The organism is Kribbella sp. NPDC049174 (assembly GCF_043197365.1).
Classification (GTDB): domain Bacteria; phylum Actinomycetota; class Actinomycetes; order Propionibacteriales; family Kribbellaceae; genus Kribbella.
Map to the genome: position 1 here is coordinate 1,669,142 of NZ_JBICSZ010000001.1, position 14,087 is coordinate 1,683,228.

At 69.0% G+C, this 14,087-nt stretch carries 13 protein-coding genes; 8 read left to right on the top strand and 5 right to left on the bottom strand.

Annotation, left to right across the window (positions count from 1 at the left end; genetic code table 11):
- Positions 1-97: 97 nt before the first annotated feature.
- Both ACGFIF_RS07890 and ACGFIF_RS07895 read right to left on the bottom strand, forming a co-directional pair.
- Positions 98-1,081: a hypothetical protein gene (locus tag ACGFIF_RS07890; protein ID WP_393152629.1), complete on the bottom strand. Its 984-nt coding sequence runs from the start codon at positions 1,079-1,081 to the stop codon at positions 98-100.
- Positions 1,082-1,174: 93 nt separating this feature from the next.
- On the bottom strand, positions 1,175-1,873 hold the full coding sequence (locus ACGFIF_RS07895) for a GAF and ANTAR domain-containing protein (protein ID WP_393152631.1): 699 nt from the start codon (positions 1,871-1,873) through the stop codon (positions 1,175-1,177).
- Between the two features lie 176 nt (positions 1,874-2,049).
- Between ACGFIF_RS07895 and ACGFIF_RS07900 the strand changes: the two genes are divergently transcribed.
- Positions 2,050-2,478 carry a DUF302 domain-containing protein gene (locus ACGFIF_RS07900; protein WP_393152633.1) on the top strand — a complete coding sequence of 143 codons (429 nt, stop codon included), beginning with the start codon at positions 2,050-2,052 and terminating at the stop codon, positions 2,476-2,478.
- On the opposite strand, the gene ACGFIF_RS07905 is transcribed toward ACGFIF_RS07900, so the two are convergent.
- A complete protein-coding gene (locus ACGFIF_RS07905; RefSeq protein ID WP_393152635.1) occupies positions 2,479-3,414 on the bottom strand; it encodes a nucleoside hydrolase in 936 nt (311 codons plus the stop codon).
- A gap of 188 nt (positions 3,415-3,602) precedes the next feature.
- Here ACGFIF_RS07905 and ACGFIF_RS07910 point away from each other — a divergent pair, with 188 nt between their 5' ends.
- The 7 genes from ACGFIF_RS07910 to ACGFIF_RS07940 are packed head-to-tail and all read left to right on the top strand — an operon-like array spanning position 3,603 to position 12,796.
- Positions 3,603-5,663, top strand: coding sequence for a HelD family protein (locus ACGFIF_RS07910; RefSeq protein ID WP_393152637.1), 2,061 nt, complete (start codon positions 3,603-3,605; stop codon positions 5,661-5,663).
- 11 nt (positions 5,664-5,674) lie between these two features.
- On the top strand, positions 5,675-6,370 hold the full coding sequence (locus ACGFIF_RS07915) for a CDP-alcohol phosphatidyltransferase family protein (RefSeq protein ID WP_393152639.1): 696 nt from the start codon (positions 5,675-5,677) through the stop codon (positions 6,368-6,370).
- 42 nt (positions 6,371-6,412) lie between these two features.
- Positions 6,413-8,245, top strand: a complete 1,833-nt coding sequence (locus tag ACGFIF_RS07920; protein WP_393152641.1) for an ABC transporter ATP-binding protein — start codon at positions 6,413-6,415, stop codon at positions 8,243-8,245.
- Positions 8,238-10,019 (top strand): ABC transporter ATP-binding protein, encoded by a 1,782-nt coding sequence (locus ACGFIF_RS07925; protein ID WP_393152643.1) that lies wholly within the window; start codon positions 8,238-8,240, stop codon positions 10,017-10,019. The genes ACGFIF_RS07920 and ACGFIF_RS07925 overlap by 8 nt, the downstream gene beginning before the upstream one ends.
- Positions 10,020-10,036: 17 nt before the next feature.
- Complete coding sequence (locus ACGFIF_RS07930) at positions 10,037-10,681, top strand: transglycosylase SLT domain-containing protein (RefSeq protein WP_393152645.1); 645 nt, start codon at positions 10,037-10,039, stop codon at positions 10,679-10,681.
- Positions 10,678-11,283, top strand: coding sequence for a class I SAM-dependent methyltransferase (locus tag ACGFIF_RS07935; protein ID WP_393152647.1), 606 nt, complete (start codon positions 10,678-10,680; stop codon positions 11,281-11,283). The genes ACGFIF_RS07930 and ACGFIF_RS07935 overlap by 4 nt, the downstream gene beginning before the upstream one ends.
- Before the next feature lie 37 nt (positions 11,284-11,320).
- Complete coding sequence (locus tag ACGFIF_RS07940; RefSeq protein ID WP_393152649.1) at positions 11,321-12,796, top strand: M81 family metallopeptidase; 1,476 nt, start codon at positions 11,321-11,323, stop codon at positions 12,794-12,796.
- Positions 12,797-12,969: 173 nt separating this feature from the next.
- Here ACGFIF_RS07940 and ACGFIF_RS07945 read toward each other — a convergent pair whose 3' ends face one another.
- Positions 12,970-13,587: a DUF6642 family protein gene (locus ACGFIF_RS07945; RefSeq protein WP_393152651.1), complete on the bottom strand. Its 618-nt coding sequence runs from the start codon at positions 13,585-13,587 to the stop codon at positions 12,970-12,972.
- A 42-nt stretch (positions 13,588-13,629) separates the two neighbouring features.
- Positions 13,630-13,983 (bottom strand): hypothetical protein, encoded by a 354-nt coding sequence (locus tag ACGFIF_RS07950; protein WP_393152653.1) that lies wholly within the window; start codon positions 13,981-13,983, stop codon positions 13,630-13,632.
- Positions 13,984-14,087: the final 104 nt, after the last annotated feature.

The window sequence follows — 14,087 nt, forward strand, 5'->3', positions numbered from 1 at the left end:
CGCGATCGGCGTCGCGAGAGGCGTTGCCGACGTACGGTGCTCACATAATCTTAGCCACAGTCGATCGGAGGGTCACCACGGCACCCGTCGAAACGCGTCAACGGGGGAGTGCGCAGCTCGGTTTGCTGCGGCGGTGATACGAGTGCACGCCGATGGCCAGCGCCGTCCCGAGGTCGGTGAAAGCGAGTCCGCCGAAGGTGATCATCCAGGCCTGTCCGGTCGGGCTGAACGGTGCTGGATCGCCGGCCGGCTGGGCCAGACCGGCCAGTACGGCGGTGCCCCAGATCGTGAGCGGGACGCCGTACAGGGCGAGGCTCGTGGCTCCGGTCACGGCGGGCGTGAGCAAGAGCCAGCGCGGCAGTCTCCGGCGGCTCAGCAGAGTGATCGCCAGTACGGCGCCGACGAGCGACGCGAGCACGGTGATGTCGAGTCCGGCCCGTTCGAGGATGCGGCTCAGACCGGAGGTGGTGGTTTGGTCGAAGGTGGCGTGCCACTCGGCGGCGGACACACCGAGCGCCGATCCGCCGAGGCCCCAGACGAACTTCACTGTTGCCCACGGCACCACTCCCAGCAGGACCAGGTAGACCGTCCGCCGGCTTCGTCTGGATGCCGCTCGGGGCGTACGCCGTACCAGTGGCTGCTCGGGTTTCGGTGGCAACGGATGTGGTCCGCCGCAGCGTGGGCAGCGCGAGCGGCTTCGGCGTGCCTGTGCCAGCGCCGCCGCGAACAACGCGCCGGCACCGACGAGGGCGAGCAGTTGACTCACGAGAGCGAGCGGTCGCTCCACGGTTCCGGAGGCGACGATGCCGACGGCGGTGAGTGCCAGGCCGAACGTGCCGAGCAGTGCTGTCGCGGTGGCGAACCTGAGCCCGACCTGGGCCCAGCTCGAGGTCGGGCCAACTGAGGCAGCGGCGGCTACTGCGCCGAGGAGAAGGACCAGGGCGATGGTGATCGCGACCGGCGCCCCTCCTGGCGGGTGGCCGTTGACGTCGGCGACCGGGAAACCGGCCCGGCCTCCGGCCAGCCAGTACGCCGCGAGGACGCCGTACAGAAGGGACCAGACCCGAACGGCCCGGCCCATCCACTCTGGCCACCTCCGAAGGAACCCCACGACCACGAGTGTCGGCCCTGGCAGGCCGGACGCGGATCCCTCGCTGGAGTGAAACGGATCCGCTCAGCGGGGGAGGTGGCGGGTGTCGATGAGTTCCTGGGCGACGTCGTGGAGTTTGCGGTTGTGGTGCTGGGAGTAGCGCTTCAGGACCTCGAACGCGCGGTCGGCGTCCAGGTCGTAGCGCTCCATCAGGATGCCCATTGCCTGGTCGACGAGTTTGCGGGCGTCGACCGCCTGCGTCATCGAGAACTCGTCCCGCGCGGCGGCGATCGCAACCGCCGCGTGCCGGGCCAGGATGTGCGCCACCGCGATGTCGTCGGCGTCGAACGCGCCGGGCTGATCGGAGAACAGACTCAGGACCGCCCCGGTGCGCCGGTGGACGATCAACGGCAGATGCAGCGCGGAGCGGACCCCCACCGCCGTGATCTGTTCGGCCCACTGTGGCGACCACCTGGTCTCGGTCGCCACGTCCGGGATCAGCACCACCTGTTGCTGCGCGATGGTGGTCAGCAGCGGCCCGGCACGGGCCTCGATCTGCTCGTGGAAGAGTCCGGCGATGTTGGGGTCGGTCGTCGCCATGATCTGCGGACGCCGCCCACGGGCGATCAGTACGACGGACGCGTACTTGCACCGCACCGCCTGCAACGCGAACTGCACGACCGCCTCGACGGTTTCCTCGACGCCGCCGACCGCGTGCAACTCCACCGCGAGCCGACCGAAGATCTCGGCGGTCGCGCGACCTGGCGAAGGACCTGTCGACACGTGCGCCTCCTTGAGCCCATGATCCACCTCGGCCGCCGCATCCCGGAGAACTGACTCGAAGTCGCAACTCGCGAGCGTGACAGAGCGTCACCAGAAGCGCCCTTCCCTGTACGTCGAGCGCCCGGTGATCGACTCTGGCTGGAGAAGCAGTCAGCTGCTCACGGTGGAGGGACGAGATGACGACCGACCAGAAGGCCGCGCCGGCTGGGGTGCGCGCGACGAGCGGTGTCGTCCACAGGCGGAGCCCGGTGACCGTCGCGGAGACCGTTCTGCGGCTCTCGGCGGCCATTCGCGGCGCCGGCGGGATGGTGTACTTCGTGGTCGACCACAGCGGTGAGGCACAGCGGGCCGGGGGCGAGTTGCGCGACACCAAAGTGCTGGGTTTCGGCAATCCTGCCGACGATGTGGCGACCATGGCCGCTGCGCCACTCGCTGCCTTGGATCTGCCGACGAAGATCCTGGTGTGGTCGGACGACGACGGCACCGTCTGGATGACCTACCTCAAGCCCGCTTGGCTGTCCAAGCGCCACAACCTCGAACCGGACCAGGCGGGTCCGCTGTCCACCGTCGACGCGGTGACCGCACAGGTGACGAGTGACGGCTAGTCAGCCGATCAGCGTCACGGCATCGAGGATGCTGCTCCAGAAAGCGGTTCGGTCGAGCTCCACGGCGACCTGGGCGTTGGACGGGCGGCCGGTGTAGTGGTGCAGGTCGACGACCGTGGCGCCGGCGGTCCAGACGCCTTCGGTCTCGATCACCACGTTGGCGTCGACGCAGCGGACGATCGCCGGGTCGATGACTCTGGCGACCGCGACCGGATCGTGCAGTGGCGGTGCGGACATTCCCCACAGCTGTCGGTACGTCGAGGCGAAGAAGGTCATCCATTCGACGCAGATGCGTGCCAGCGGTGTACCGATCCCGGCGAACGCGGTCAGCACGCCGTCGGTCACCAAGGCCTGGTGGGTGACATTGAGCCCGCACATGGTGAACGGGACGCCCGATCGCAGGACCTGATCGGCCGCTTCGGGGTCGACGAAGCAGTTCGCCTCCGCGTACGGCGTCACGTTGCCGCGCTCGGTGGATCCGCCCATCCAGACGATCTGATCGATCCGGCCGGACAGCTCCGGTCGAGCGGCAAGCAGCGTCGCGACGTTCGTGAGCGCGCCGGTCGCCACGACCGTGACCGGCGCGTCGTGTTTCGTCAGTACGTCGACCAGCAGGTCATCCGCCGAGATGGTTGCCTCCGGCACCTGTGGATCGCCCTCGAACAGCGGACCGTCCAGTCCGGTCTCGCCGTGCACGTCGTCGGCGATGCGCAACGGGCGGACCAGCGGCCGGTCGGCGCCGCGGGCGACCGAGAGGTCCGGCACACCGGCGAGCGACAGCACCCGACGGGCGTTGAGCGTGCATTTCTCGACCGTCTGGTTCCCGGCCACCGTCGTGACCCCCAGCAGGTCGATCGCCGGATCGGCGACGGCCAGCAGCAACGCCATCGCGTCGTCGTGCCCGGGATCGCAGTCGAGCAGCACCGGAATCGCCATCCGCACAGCGTAGTCAATTCGGTGGCGCGCCGCCGGGGGCGCTGGTAACGTCCTCGGCCTGTCTTTTCGGGTGGCTTCTTGCACTGCGTGAAGGATCGCAACGAACCGGATGGTCTCCGGGGCGGGACCCTGTCGATTGCCGCCAGTCCGTCGTTCGTACACCTGACACCGAGTTGAGGCTCCTTTCGATGGCCGAATCCACACTCATCCCTGCCGAACTCGAGGCCGAACGGGCCTTCCTGACCGAGGCCCGCGAGGCGCTGGCCCGGATGCACCGCGAGGTCGAGGGCCGCGAGGTCCCGATGATCGGTGGCGAGGACAACGACGAGCGCTTCACCAACGAGGCCAACACCCGCGCTCATCAGCAGCGCACGCTGGCTCTGATCGACCTGCCCGACGTCCCGCTGTTCTTCGGGCGGCTCGACTACGAGTCCGGCACCATCGAGGAACTCGACCAGATCTACATCGGCCGTCGGCACGTGCACGACGGCAACGGTGCGCCGCTGGTCATCGACTGGCGGGCGCCGGTGTCGGTGCCGTTCTATCGAGCGACCCGCAACGACCGGCAGCGGGTGCTGCTGCGGCGCCGCTACGGCTTCTCGGACACCGCTGAGCTGACCGGGTTCGAGGACGAGCCGCTGCTCGGAGCCGGAGAGGCCGATCAGGCCGACCGGTTCCTGCGCGCCGAGATCGAGCGGCCGCGCACCGGGCCGATGCGCGACATCGTGGCTACGATCCAGCCGGAGCAGGACGACCTGGTCCGGGCGCCGCTGCATCCGACCGTCTGCGTGCAGGGCGCGCCCGGCACCGGAAAGACGGCCGTCGGCCTGCACCGCGTGGCCTACCTGCTCTACACCGAGCGGGAGCGGCTCAGCCGCGGCGGTGTCGTGATCGTCGGACCGAACCGCTCCTTCCTTTCGTACATCCGCAAGGTCCTGCCGGCGCTCGGCGAGGTCGACGTACGGCAGATCACCATCGACGAGCTGATCAGCCTGCCCGCCGCGGCGTCGGACGAGCCGGAGGCCGCGCGGGTCAAGGGCGATGCCCGGATGGCCGGTGCGCTGCAACGGGCGTTGTGGTCGTACGTCGGTACGCCGACCGAGGGAATCCTTTACAGCAAGGGTTCTCAGCGGTACCGCGTGCACGACTACGAGCTCGTCGACATCGTGTCGGCCCTGCGCGGGTCGACCCGGTACGACCCGGGTCGCAATGCACTCGCGCAGCGGATCGCGCACGCCGTACTGGTGCTGATGGAGCGGCGCGGCGAGTCGCCGGACGACCGGGTGCAGAATGCGGTGGCCCGCTCGAAGCCGGTGAAGCAGTTGGTCGACGCGGTGTGGCCCCGGGTCACCCCCGAACAGGTGTTGCACCGGCTCCTCTCCGATGCCGAGTTCCTGGCGCAGGCGGCCGGCGACCTCACCAAGGAGGAACGCGCTGCGCTGCTGTGGCCGAAGCCGCCGCGCTCGTGGAAGTCGGCGAAGTGGTCAGGCGCGGACGCGGTGTTGCTGGACGAGCTCGAGGACCTGATCGAACGCCGTACCGGATCACTCGGCCATCTCGTCCTGGACGAGGCGCAGGACCTGTCTGCCATGCAGTTGCGCGCGCTGGGCCGGCGGTGCCGCACCGGATCGGCAACGGTCCTCGGCGATCTGGCCCAGGCGACGACTCCGTGGGCCGCGGGTTCCTGGGACCGGGTGCTCGATCACCTCGACAAGACCGACGGCGTCGTGGCCGAGCTCGACCGGGGTTTCCGCGTACCGGACCAGATCATCGACTTCGCGGCGAAGTTGCTGCCGGAGATCGCCCCCACGCTCGGCGTGCCGCGCGGTGTCCGTACGGTCGCCGATGCGCTGAGCATCGTCCAGACCGACGAGCCGTCGTTGCCGGACACAATCGTCGCCTTCTGCCGGACCGCCCTCGCCGGCGAAGGCTCGGTCGCGGTGATTGCGGCGGACGAGCAGATCGCAGACCTGCGGGACGCGCTCGCCGCCGCCGGCCTCGAGCCTGCCCTCCTCGGCGAGACCGAGGAGGAGATGGACACCACGCGCCTGGTCTGCGTACCGGCCACGCTCGCCAAGGGCCTGGAGTTCGACGCGGTGGTGGTGGCTGAACCGGCCCGCATCGTCTCCGCCGAACCACGCGGCCTCCACCGCCTGTACGTCGTACTGACCCGAGCGGTCAGCCGCCTCCAGATCATCCACGCCGACCCCCTGCCCACCGCGTTGACCCGGACGCCGGACAAGCACTGAACTGGAAGATCGTGATCGTTCTACGACCCATCTCGGCCGGCGCGGCCGCGACTGCCTTCGGTTGTCTGATGGCGGCCGCGCCGCTGCCGGCGGGCGCCGCGTTCGTCGGCTACCTGGCGGCAGCGCTCCTGATCCTGACCGGATGGGGGCGCAGCCGCCGTCGTTTCGGCCTGGCGAACACGGTGACGCTGGCCCGGCTGGTCGGGACCGTGTGGATCCTGGCGTTGCTGTTGCAGGCGGTCTGGGCCGAGCCGACACCGTTGATCGCGATCTGCATCGCGGTGGTCGGCGCGGTCTGCCTGATCCTCGACGGGGTCGACGGGCGCGTCGCCAGACGTCGTGGTGAGACCAGTAGCTTCGGCGGGCGCTTCGACATCGAGACCGACGCGGCGACCACCCTGCTACTGGCGATCAGTCTCGCTGTCTTCGATGTCGCGGGTTGGTGGGTCGTCGCGATCGGTGCCCTCCGGTACGCATACTTGCTGGCCGGAATCCCCGTGTCGGCACTGCGTGCCCCGCTGCCGTTCAGCCAGTCGCGCCGGGTGATCGGGATGAGCCAGGCAGTTCTGCTGGTCGTGAGCATGTTGCTGGCCGCGGTCCTGCCGGGCCTCGCGTCCGGAGGCTGGCTCGCACTCCTTCCCGGTCTCGGACTGCTGGCGCTGGTGTTCTCCTTCGGTCGCGACGTCCGGCGACAGCTCCGAACCTAAACTCGGATGCTTTTGTCGGTGGGGGTGGTTACGGTCGATTGAGTGTTGATTCTGCTGCGGTACGCGTTGCGGGTCTCACCTGGTAGCACTGCTTTGACGATGGGCCTTGCCGTACTCGGTTCGGTGCTGGGGATGGCGGTCACGTTGCTGACCGGCCAGGTCGTCGGGGCTGTGCCAGGTGTGATCGACGATGCCCCGGGAGCGATGTCGCTCGGCAGATTCAGCTGGTTGCTCGCGGCACTGCTGACCGTGTTCATTGCGCAGAGCCTCACGCCGGCGATCCATCAGGTCGCGTCGCAGATCCTGAACGCGGCGCTCGTCCGGGACATCGGCACCGGCATCACCGAGCCGTTGCTCCGGCCGCCCCGGGTCGCGCATCTCGAGGACACCGAGGTGCTCGACATGCAGGAGCGGGCGAAGGGCAAAGGCGGATTCCATCTCGCCGAGGGCTTGGGGAACCTGCCCTGGCTGATGGCCAGCCGGGTCACGCTGGTCGGCTCGGCGGTCATCGTCGGGGTGATGTTCTCCTGGCCGGTCGCCGCGATGCTGGTCGCGGTGACCTTGCTGCTGGAGTGGTACGGCGGCCGCCTGATCGCACGCGAGATCGACGTGTGGTGGGGCAACACCGAGGAGCAACGGCGGGCCAACTACCTGTTCGACCTCGGCATGCGGGACGCACCGAAGGAGCTTCGCGTCTTCGGACTGCACGGCTGGCTGGTCGACCGGTACGTCCGGGAGTGGACCGCGGGCTTCCGCCCGGTCTGGGAGCGGCGCCGCAAGAACGTGAAGTGGTCGATCCTGACCGGCGGTCTGCATCTGGCTGCGAACGGGCTCGCGATCCTGCTCGTCGGCCGCGCCGCGCTGAACGGCGACCTGCCGCTGACCGAGGTCGCGACCACCGTGCCGGCGATCCTGTCCATCGGGGTGGCGATGAACTCGTACGGCGTCGTCCAGGTGAAGCGTGGGCTGTCGGCGTACCGGGCGATGGAAGAGCTGCCGGGGACGATTGCCGAGCGCCACCCCGAGCCAGTCGTGATCAGCGGACACCGGATCGAGTCGATGCCGGCGCGCGAGGTCCGGTTCGAGAACGTCAGCTTCCGGTATCCCGGCTCGGACGTCTATGTGCTCCGCAACCTCGACCTCACCATCCGCGCGCACGAGGCGCTCGCGCTCGTCGGCGTGAACGGGGCCGGCAAGTCCACGCTGGTGAAGCTGCTCGGTGGCGCCTACCGGCCGACCGAGGGCCGGATCACGGTCGACGGTGTGGATCTCTCGGAGCTCGACCTGCGCGCCTGGCAACGGCGGATCGCCGCGATCGTGCAGGACTTCCTGCGCTTTCCGTTGTCGGTCACCGACAACGTCGTGTTCGGCGCGGTCGAGCGCGCCGACGACGAGATCTCCCTCGCCAAGGTCGCGCGGGAGTCCGGCATCGACGCTGTCGTCCGTGGCCTGCCGGATGGCTGGGACACCGTGCTCGACAAGACCTTCGACGGCGGCGTCGACCTGTCCGGTGGCGAATGGCAACGGATCGCGCTGGCTCGGGCGCTGTTCGCCGTACATGCCGGCGCCGGCGTGCTGGTGCTGGACGAGCCGGCGGCGGCCCTGGATGTGCGCGCCGAGGCCGAGTTGGTCGAGCGCTACCTCGAGCTGACGTCGGGAGTGGCGTCGCTGATCATCTCCCACCGGTTCTCGGTGGTCCGGAACGCCGACCGCATCTGTGTGCTCGCCGATGGGCGCATCGTCGAGGACGGCACGCACGAGGAGTTGCTGGACCAGGCCGGGATGTACGCCGGGATGTTCCGCCTGCAGGCCGAGCGGTACGTGACGACCCCGGAAACCCCGGAGGCTCCGGAGAGCGAGGCGCTCGATGCGTAGCCTGCGGATCGCCTGGCTGTGGTTCGCCACGTCGTTCCGGGCCGCGCCGCTGCTGATGGCGATCTCCACGGTGCTCGTCGCGGCGCGGGCGATCACGGCACCGGCGCAGACGTACGGCGTGAGCCAGCTCGTCGAAGGCATCGCGGACGACAACTCGAACACGATCGCGCTCGGCATCGGCATCATCGTGGGTGGTCTGGCCGTCTCGTTCGTCGCCGACGTCATCGGCTGGCCGCTGCAGGACACCGCCCAGGAGCGCATGGCCGGCCGGGTCCACGCCGACCTGCTGGACGTGACGACGGGCATCCCGGGACTGACGCATCACGAGCGGCCGGACATCGCGGACCGGCTGGAGCTGGTCCGTGAACGTGCGTGGCGGATGGGCGTCGGCGCCGAAGTGCTGCTGTGGGCGTTCGCGACGGTGGCCAACACGGTGACCGTGCTCGGGTTGCTCGGATCCGTGCATCCGCTGCTGTTGCTGCTGCCGTTGCTCGGTGCGACGCGAATCTGGTCGGCGTACGTGAGCAGCGTGCGGTCGCACAAGGCGTACGAGGACTCGCTGCCGCAGGAGCGGCTGATCGACAAGCTGATCGAGGTGTCGAAGGACGCGCGGACCGGGCTCGAGGTGCGCGTCTTCGGTCTCGGGAAGGTGCTGCTGGACAGGATCTTCGCGTTGCAGACCGAGCGGTTCCGGCGCCGGGTCGAGGCGGCCCGGTGGGGCGGGAAGGTCGACGGGTCGGTGCGGCTGGCGTTCGGTCTCGCGTACGCCGCGGCGATCGTCTGGGTGATCGCCCGGGCGCGGAACGGGCAGCAGACGGCGGGCGAGGTGGTGCTCGTGCTGTTGCTGGCGCCGCAGGTCGATCAGATGACCGGTGGGATCGCGCGCAACGTCTACTGGGTCGGCGAGGTCGTGCGGAGCTTCAGCCGGTACGACTGGTTGCGGGAGTACGCGAAGGACAACTCGTGGCAGACGAGCGTCGATGCGGCGCCGCCGCGGCTGAGGTCGGGTATCGAGTTGCGCAACGTCGGATTCGCCTACCCTGGCACGGATTCCGCCGTACTGACCGATGTCAGCCTGTCCTTGCCCGCGGGCTCGGCGGTCGCGTTGGTCGGGGAGAACGGCGCCGGCAAGACGACGCTGGTCAAGCTGCTCGCGCGGATGTACGACCCGACGAGTGGGCGCGTCCTGGTCGACGGCGTGGACCTGGCGACGATCTCACCGGACTCGTGGCGGACGCAGCTGTCGGCCGGGTTCCAGGACTTCGTCAAGTTCGAGTGGACCGCACGCGAGGTTGTGGGCGTCGGCGACGTACGACGGGAGTCCGACGAGGCGGCCGTGCGTGCGGCGGTCTCGCGCGGTGATGCCGAGTCCGTGGTTGCCGGGCTGCCGCGCGGGCTGGACACCCAGCTGGGCAAGAAGTTCACCGACGGTGTCGAGCTGTCGGGCGGGCAGTGGCAGCGACTCGCGCTGGCCCGGGCGTTCATGCGCGAACGGCCGCTGCTGTTGCTCCTCGACGAGCCGACCGCCGCGCTGGACCCGGAGGCCGAGCACCGGTTGTACGAGCAGTACGCCGCGGCCGCTAGTGTGGCGGCGGCCGAGACCGGCGGCATCACCGTCCTGGTGTCGCATCGCTTCTCGACGGTGCGGATGGCCGACCTGATCGTGGTGATGCACAACGGGCGGGTCGAGGAGGTCGGCAGCCACGAGGAACTCCTCGCGGCGGGCGGTCGTTACGCGGAGCTGTTCGAGTTGCAGGCCCGTGCTTACCGGTGATGCTTTAGGTTGGGAGTGTGGCGAAGCAGTGGGTGTGGGTCGCGGTCGGAGCCGTTGCCGTGGGCGCGACTGCTGCGCGCTGTGGCGATACCGAGGGTACGGCGAGTGCCCCGAACCCGACGCCGACGCCGTCCGCTGTGTCCACACCTCCTGCTACCCCGAAGCCCTGGTACGAGGACTACGACCCGGCCCGCTTCGCCGTCCAGGTGCGGAAGTACGCCGGCCAGGCCGGGATCCGGCCGCAGTTGCTGATGGCAATCTTGTACAACGAGTCGTACAAGCCGCACGACCCGGAGCTGGAGCGATCGTGGGCGAAGATCGACTCCGATCCCGCGTTCGGGATCGCGAACATGCACCGGCCCGCGTTCGACGACACCAAGCGCGACCGAGCGTTCGCAGGCCGGAAGTGGGAAGAGCTGCCGGACGACCCGAGCCTGGCCATCCAAGCCGCGGCCTGGCACCTGCACGACCTGGCCAAGCGACTGCCGTCGACCCCAGCCACCCAGTTGAGCAAGGACGAGTTGCTTGCCTTGGGCTACAACGCCGGTGGGGGCAACATGCGGGCGTTCGCCAAGGGCAGGAAGCCCGGCCCGCAGGCGCAGTCGTACCTCGACCGCCTGCACGAGAACTGGGCCAAATCGGCTGAGGCGGTCCGGACATGAACGACCACCTGCACGTCGAGAACGCGCGCCGGTACGAGATCACCTCGGCCATCGGCTTCGCCGGTCAACGCCGGCGCGTGTACGACGGTCTGGTCAAGCTGAGCGGCGTACGACCGGGGGACCGGGTGCTCGATGTCGGGTCCGGGACCGGCTATCTGAGTCGTCGGGTTGGGCTCGCGGTCCGTCCGTCGGGCAGCGTCGAGGGTGTTGATCCGTCCGAGCCGGTCGTTGCCTATGCCAACGAGCATGCTCCGCCGAACGCGACGTTCCGGGTGGCCGGCGCGGAGCAGCTCCCGTACGACGACGCGTCTTTCGACCTCGTGGTGTCGTGTCTCGCCGTACATCACATCGCGGTGGCAGAGCGTGGCCGGGCGTGCGCCGAGATGTTCCGGGTGCTCAAGCCCGGCGGCCGGCTGTTGGTCGCCGATTTTCGCCCGCCGACCGGCCGACTGTCGCGGCTCGCGATCGGCGCGTTCACCGGCCACGCCGCGGAGCACGTGCGACTCGCCGACCTGGCCGTCGACGCGGGGTTCTACATCGTCGAGACCGGAAGCCGCCGGCCTTTCCTGACCTTCGTGCGCGGCACCCGGCCGGCCGGATAGGGTCGTTTCCGACGTCCGACACGAGAAGGGCAACTCGATGACCTCATCGTCTGGAAACACCGCCTCGGAACCGCTGCGGATCGGCATCGCCGGCATCGCGATCGAGTCGAGTACGTTCTCGCCGCATCGGAGCACGCTGGACGACTTCCGCGTGACCCGTGGTGCGGACCTGCTGGCGCGGTACGCGTTCCTGGGGCCGGGGTCGGAGCTGACCGATGGGGTGGAGTGGGTGCCGCTGCAGCACGCGGTGGCGGTGCCTGGTGGGCCGGTGACCAAGGAGACGTACGAGCAGCTTGCGGGGGAGATCTACGAACTGCTCCGTTCGGCGGGATCGTTGGACGGAGTGTTCATCGACTTCCACGGGGCGATGAGCGTGCTCGGCCGGACCGACGTCGAGGCCGAGTTCGTCGCGGGGATCCGCGACATCGTTGGGCCTTCGGTGTTGCTGTCGGCGTCGATGGATCTGCACGGCAACGTGTCGCATGAGCTCGCCAGCACGCTCGACCTGATCACGTGCTATCGCAAGGCGCCGCACACTGACGCGTGGGACACCAGGGAGCGCGCGGCGCGGAACCTGGTGGCACGCCTGCGGTCCGGCGGTCGGCCGCGCAAGGCGTGGGTGCAGGTGCCGGTGCTCTTACCGGGGGAGAAGACGAGCACGCGGATCGACCCGGCCAAGCGGATCTATGCGATGGTCGACGAGGTCGAGGCGATGGACGGCGTCCTGGATGCGGCGATCTGGGTCGGGTACGCGTGGGCGGACGAGGCTCGCTGCCAGGCTGCGGTCGTGGTGAGCGGCGACGACGAGGACGTCATCACCGCACAGGCGAAGCGGCTTGCCGACGCCTATTGGGATGCTCACGACGAGTTCGAGTTCGTCGCACCGACCGGGACGCTGGAGGAGTGCGTCGAGCGCGCGGTCGCGAGTACTGCGCGGCCGTTCTTCATCAGTGACTCCGGCGACAACCCGACGGCGGGCGGCGCCGGCGACACGTCCTGGACCCTGGACACGCTGCTGCGCACGCCCGCGATCACCGAGTCCGACCTGACCACGATCTACGCGGCGATCGTCGACCCCTCGGTGACCGCGACGGCGATCGAGGCCGGCGTCGGCGCCACGGTGAGCGTGGAGGTCGGCGGCAAGATCGACTCCGGTCCGTGTGGGCCGGTAGCCCTGACCGCCGAGGTGGTCGCCGTCGACCCGGCCGGGGGAGTCGTCGTCCTCGGCACCGGCGGACTCCGCGTCATCGTCACCACCCGCCGCAAGCCGTACCACCTGGAGTCCGACTTCACCCAGCTCGGCCTGTCACCCCGCGACGCCGACCTGGTCATCGTCAAGATCGGCTACCTGGAACCAGAGCTCTACGCCATGGCCGCCGACTGGCTCCTCGCCCTCACCCCCGGCGGCGTCAACCAAGACCTCCTCCGCCTGGGCCACCACCACATCGACCGCCCCATGTTCCCCTTCGACCCCGACATGCCCACCCCAACCCTCACCCCACAACTCCTGTAGTAACCCACGCCGCCGCTACGCGCGCTCCTGCGTCGCGTGCTCGCCACCGGCTCCCACCCGCCCTTCCTTGCGCGTGCTCCTACGTCGCCCGCTCGATCGACTGCGATGTGCACTCGCTGCGACGTGGAGCCGGTGTCCACTGTGGACGACCCACCGCAACAGCCATCGACGACCTACCCCCGGACCATGACGAACCCGATGCGCTTGATGAAGGCCGCGTGGGTCTTCTTGAGGTAGTTCTCCGCGTCACTGGGACGCTTGTACCAGGTCAACGCATCGAAGAGCAGCAGTTCGAACGCGAGGCTCTCGATCCATTCGACATCCTCTGTGAACCCCGTGACGACCTTGACACCTAGCACCTTCCGGAGGTCCTCCCGCTCCCTGCGGTGGAGGTCGAGAACCGAACAAGATCCGAAGTGGAGAGCCTTCTGCCTCAAGGTCGCTGCCGGAAGCCGCTCGCCGAGCTGGAAGAGATCGACCGATCTCCTTCCGATGTGGACGGTGGCCGGGCTGCCGTGCAAGGCGATGTATCCGATGTTGTACGGCTGGTGCTGCCTCTGACCCCACCGCTTGAGACCGAGCTCGAGGTCTTCCGGGTCGTTGATGTGACGCTTGGCGAATTGGGCCCCGCGAGTGGCTTGCAAAGCCGTCAGGACAGGCTCCACCGAGCGCACATCGCGCACGGAGGCTGACCAGTTGCCTTCCATCACCCACAAGCCAGGCTTTCCACGTCGTGCCACGAAGCCGCCCCTCCCATACCCCGCAAAGCCGGGCTCGTCCCGGACGCTCATTCTGTCGAGCAGCAGAGCCGCTCGGCGGAGGCTCGCGCTGACCTACGGGTTGTCCTTGGGGTCGAGGAAGTGGGGTGGGTGGCCGGTGAGGGCTTCGGGGGAGGTGAGCCAGGTGGCGGTTTGGCGGGGGTGGCGGCGTTCTATTTCGGTGAGGAGGAGCTCGCGGGCCCGGGCGGCGGTGGCGGCGTCGTCGGACTGGGCGGCGCGGCGGAGTTCGTCGGCGGTGGCGACCCAGACGGCGTACAGCTGGGAGTCCGTCCAGCTGCTCAGGTCGATCCCGATGACCTGGATGACGGGCGTCTGGGGTTCGGCGCGGCGGCGCCGCAGGCTGAGCACCCAGGGCATGGCGATGGCGCCCGCGACGACGACGAGCAGGATGACCCAGTAGACGTTCATGGCTGCCGGGATGATCTGTGCGCGGGCGGCCGCTCAGCCACGGTCCTCCTTCGAAGGGGCGACGTACAGAACTGTGTAACCTCCCAATGGCTCGGTACCCGCCC

Coding starts and splice junctions, on each gene's coding strand:
- ACGFIF_RS07890 (WP_393152629.1), bottom strand. CDS start 1,081: ATGGGCCGGGCCGTTCGGGTCTGGTCCCTTCTGTACGGCGTCCTCGCG.
- ACGFIF_RS07925 (WP_393152643.1), top strand. CDS start 8,238: ATGCGTAGCCTGCGGATCGCCTGGCTGTGGTTCGCCACGTCGTTCCGG.
- ACGFIF_RS07905 (WP_393152635.1), bottom strand. CDS start 3,414: ATGGCGATTCCGGTGCTGCTCGACTGCGATCCCGGGCACGACGACGCG.
- ACGFIF_RS07945 (WP_393152651.1), bottom strand. CDS start 13,587: ATGAGCGTCCGGGACGAGCCCGGCTTTGCGGGGTATGGGAGGGGCGGC.
- ACGFIF_RS07935 (WP_393152647.1), top strand. CDS start 10,678: ATGAACGACCACCTGCACGTCGAGAACGCGCGCCGGTACGAGATCACC.
- ACGFIF_RS07900 (WP_393152633.1), top strand. CDS start 2,050: ATGACGACCGACCAGAAGGCCGCGCCGGCTGGGGTGCGCGCGACGAGC.
- ACGFIF_RS07940 (WP_393152649.1), top strand. CDS start 11,321: ATGACCTCATCGTCTGGAAACACCGCCTCGGAACCGCTGCGGATCGGC.
- ACGFIF_RS07950 (WP_393152653.1), bottom strand. CDS start 13,983: ATGAACGTCTACTGGGTCATCCTGCTCGTCGTCGTCGCGGGCGCCATC.
- ACGFIF_RS07910 (WP_393152637.1), top strand. CDS start 3,603: ATGGCCGAATCCACACTCATCCCTGCCGAACTCGAGGCCGAACGGGCC.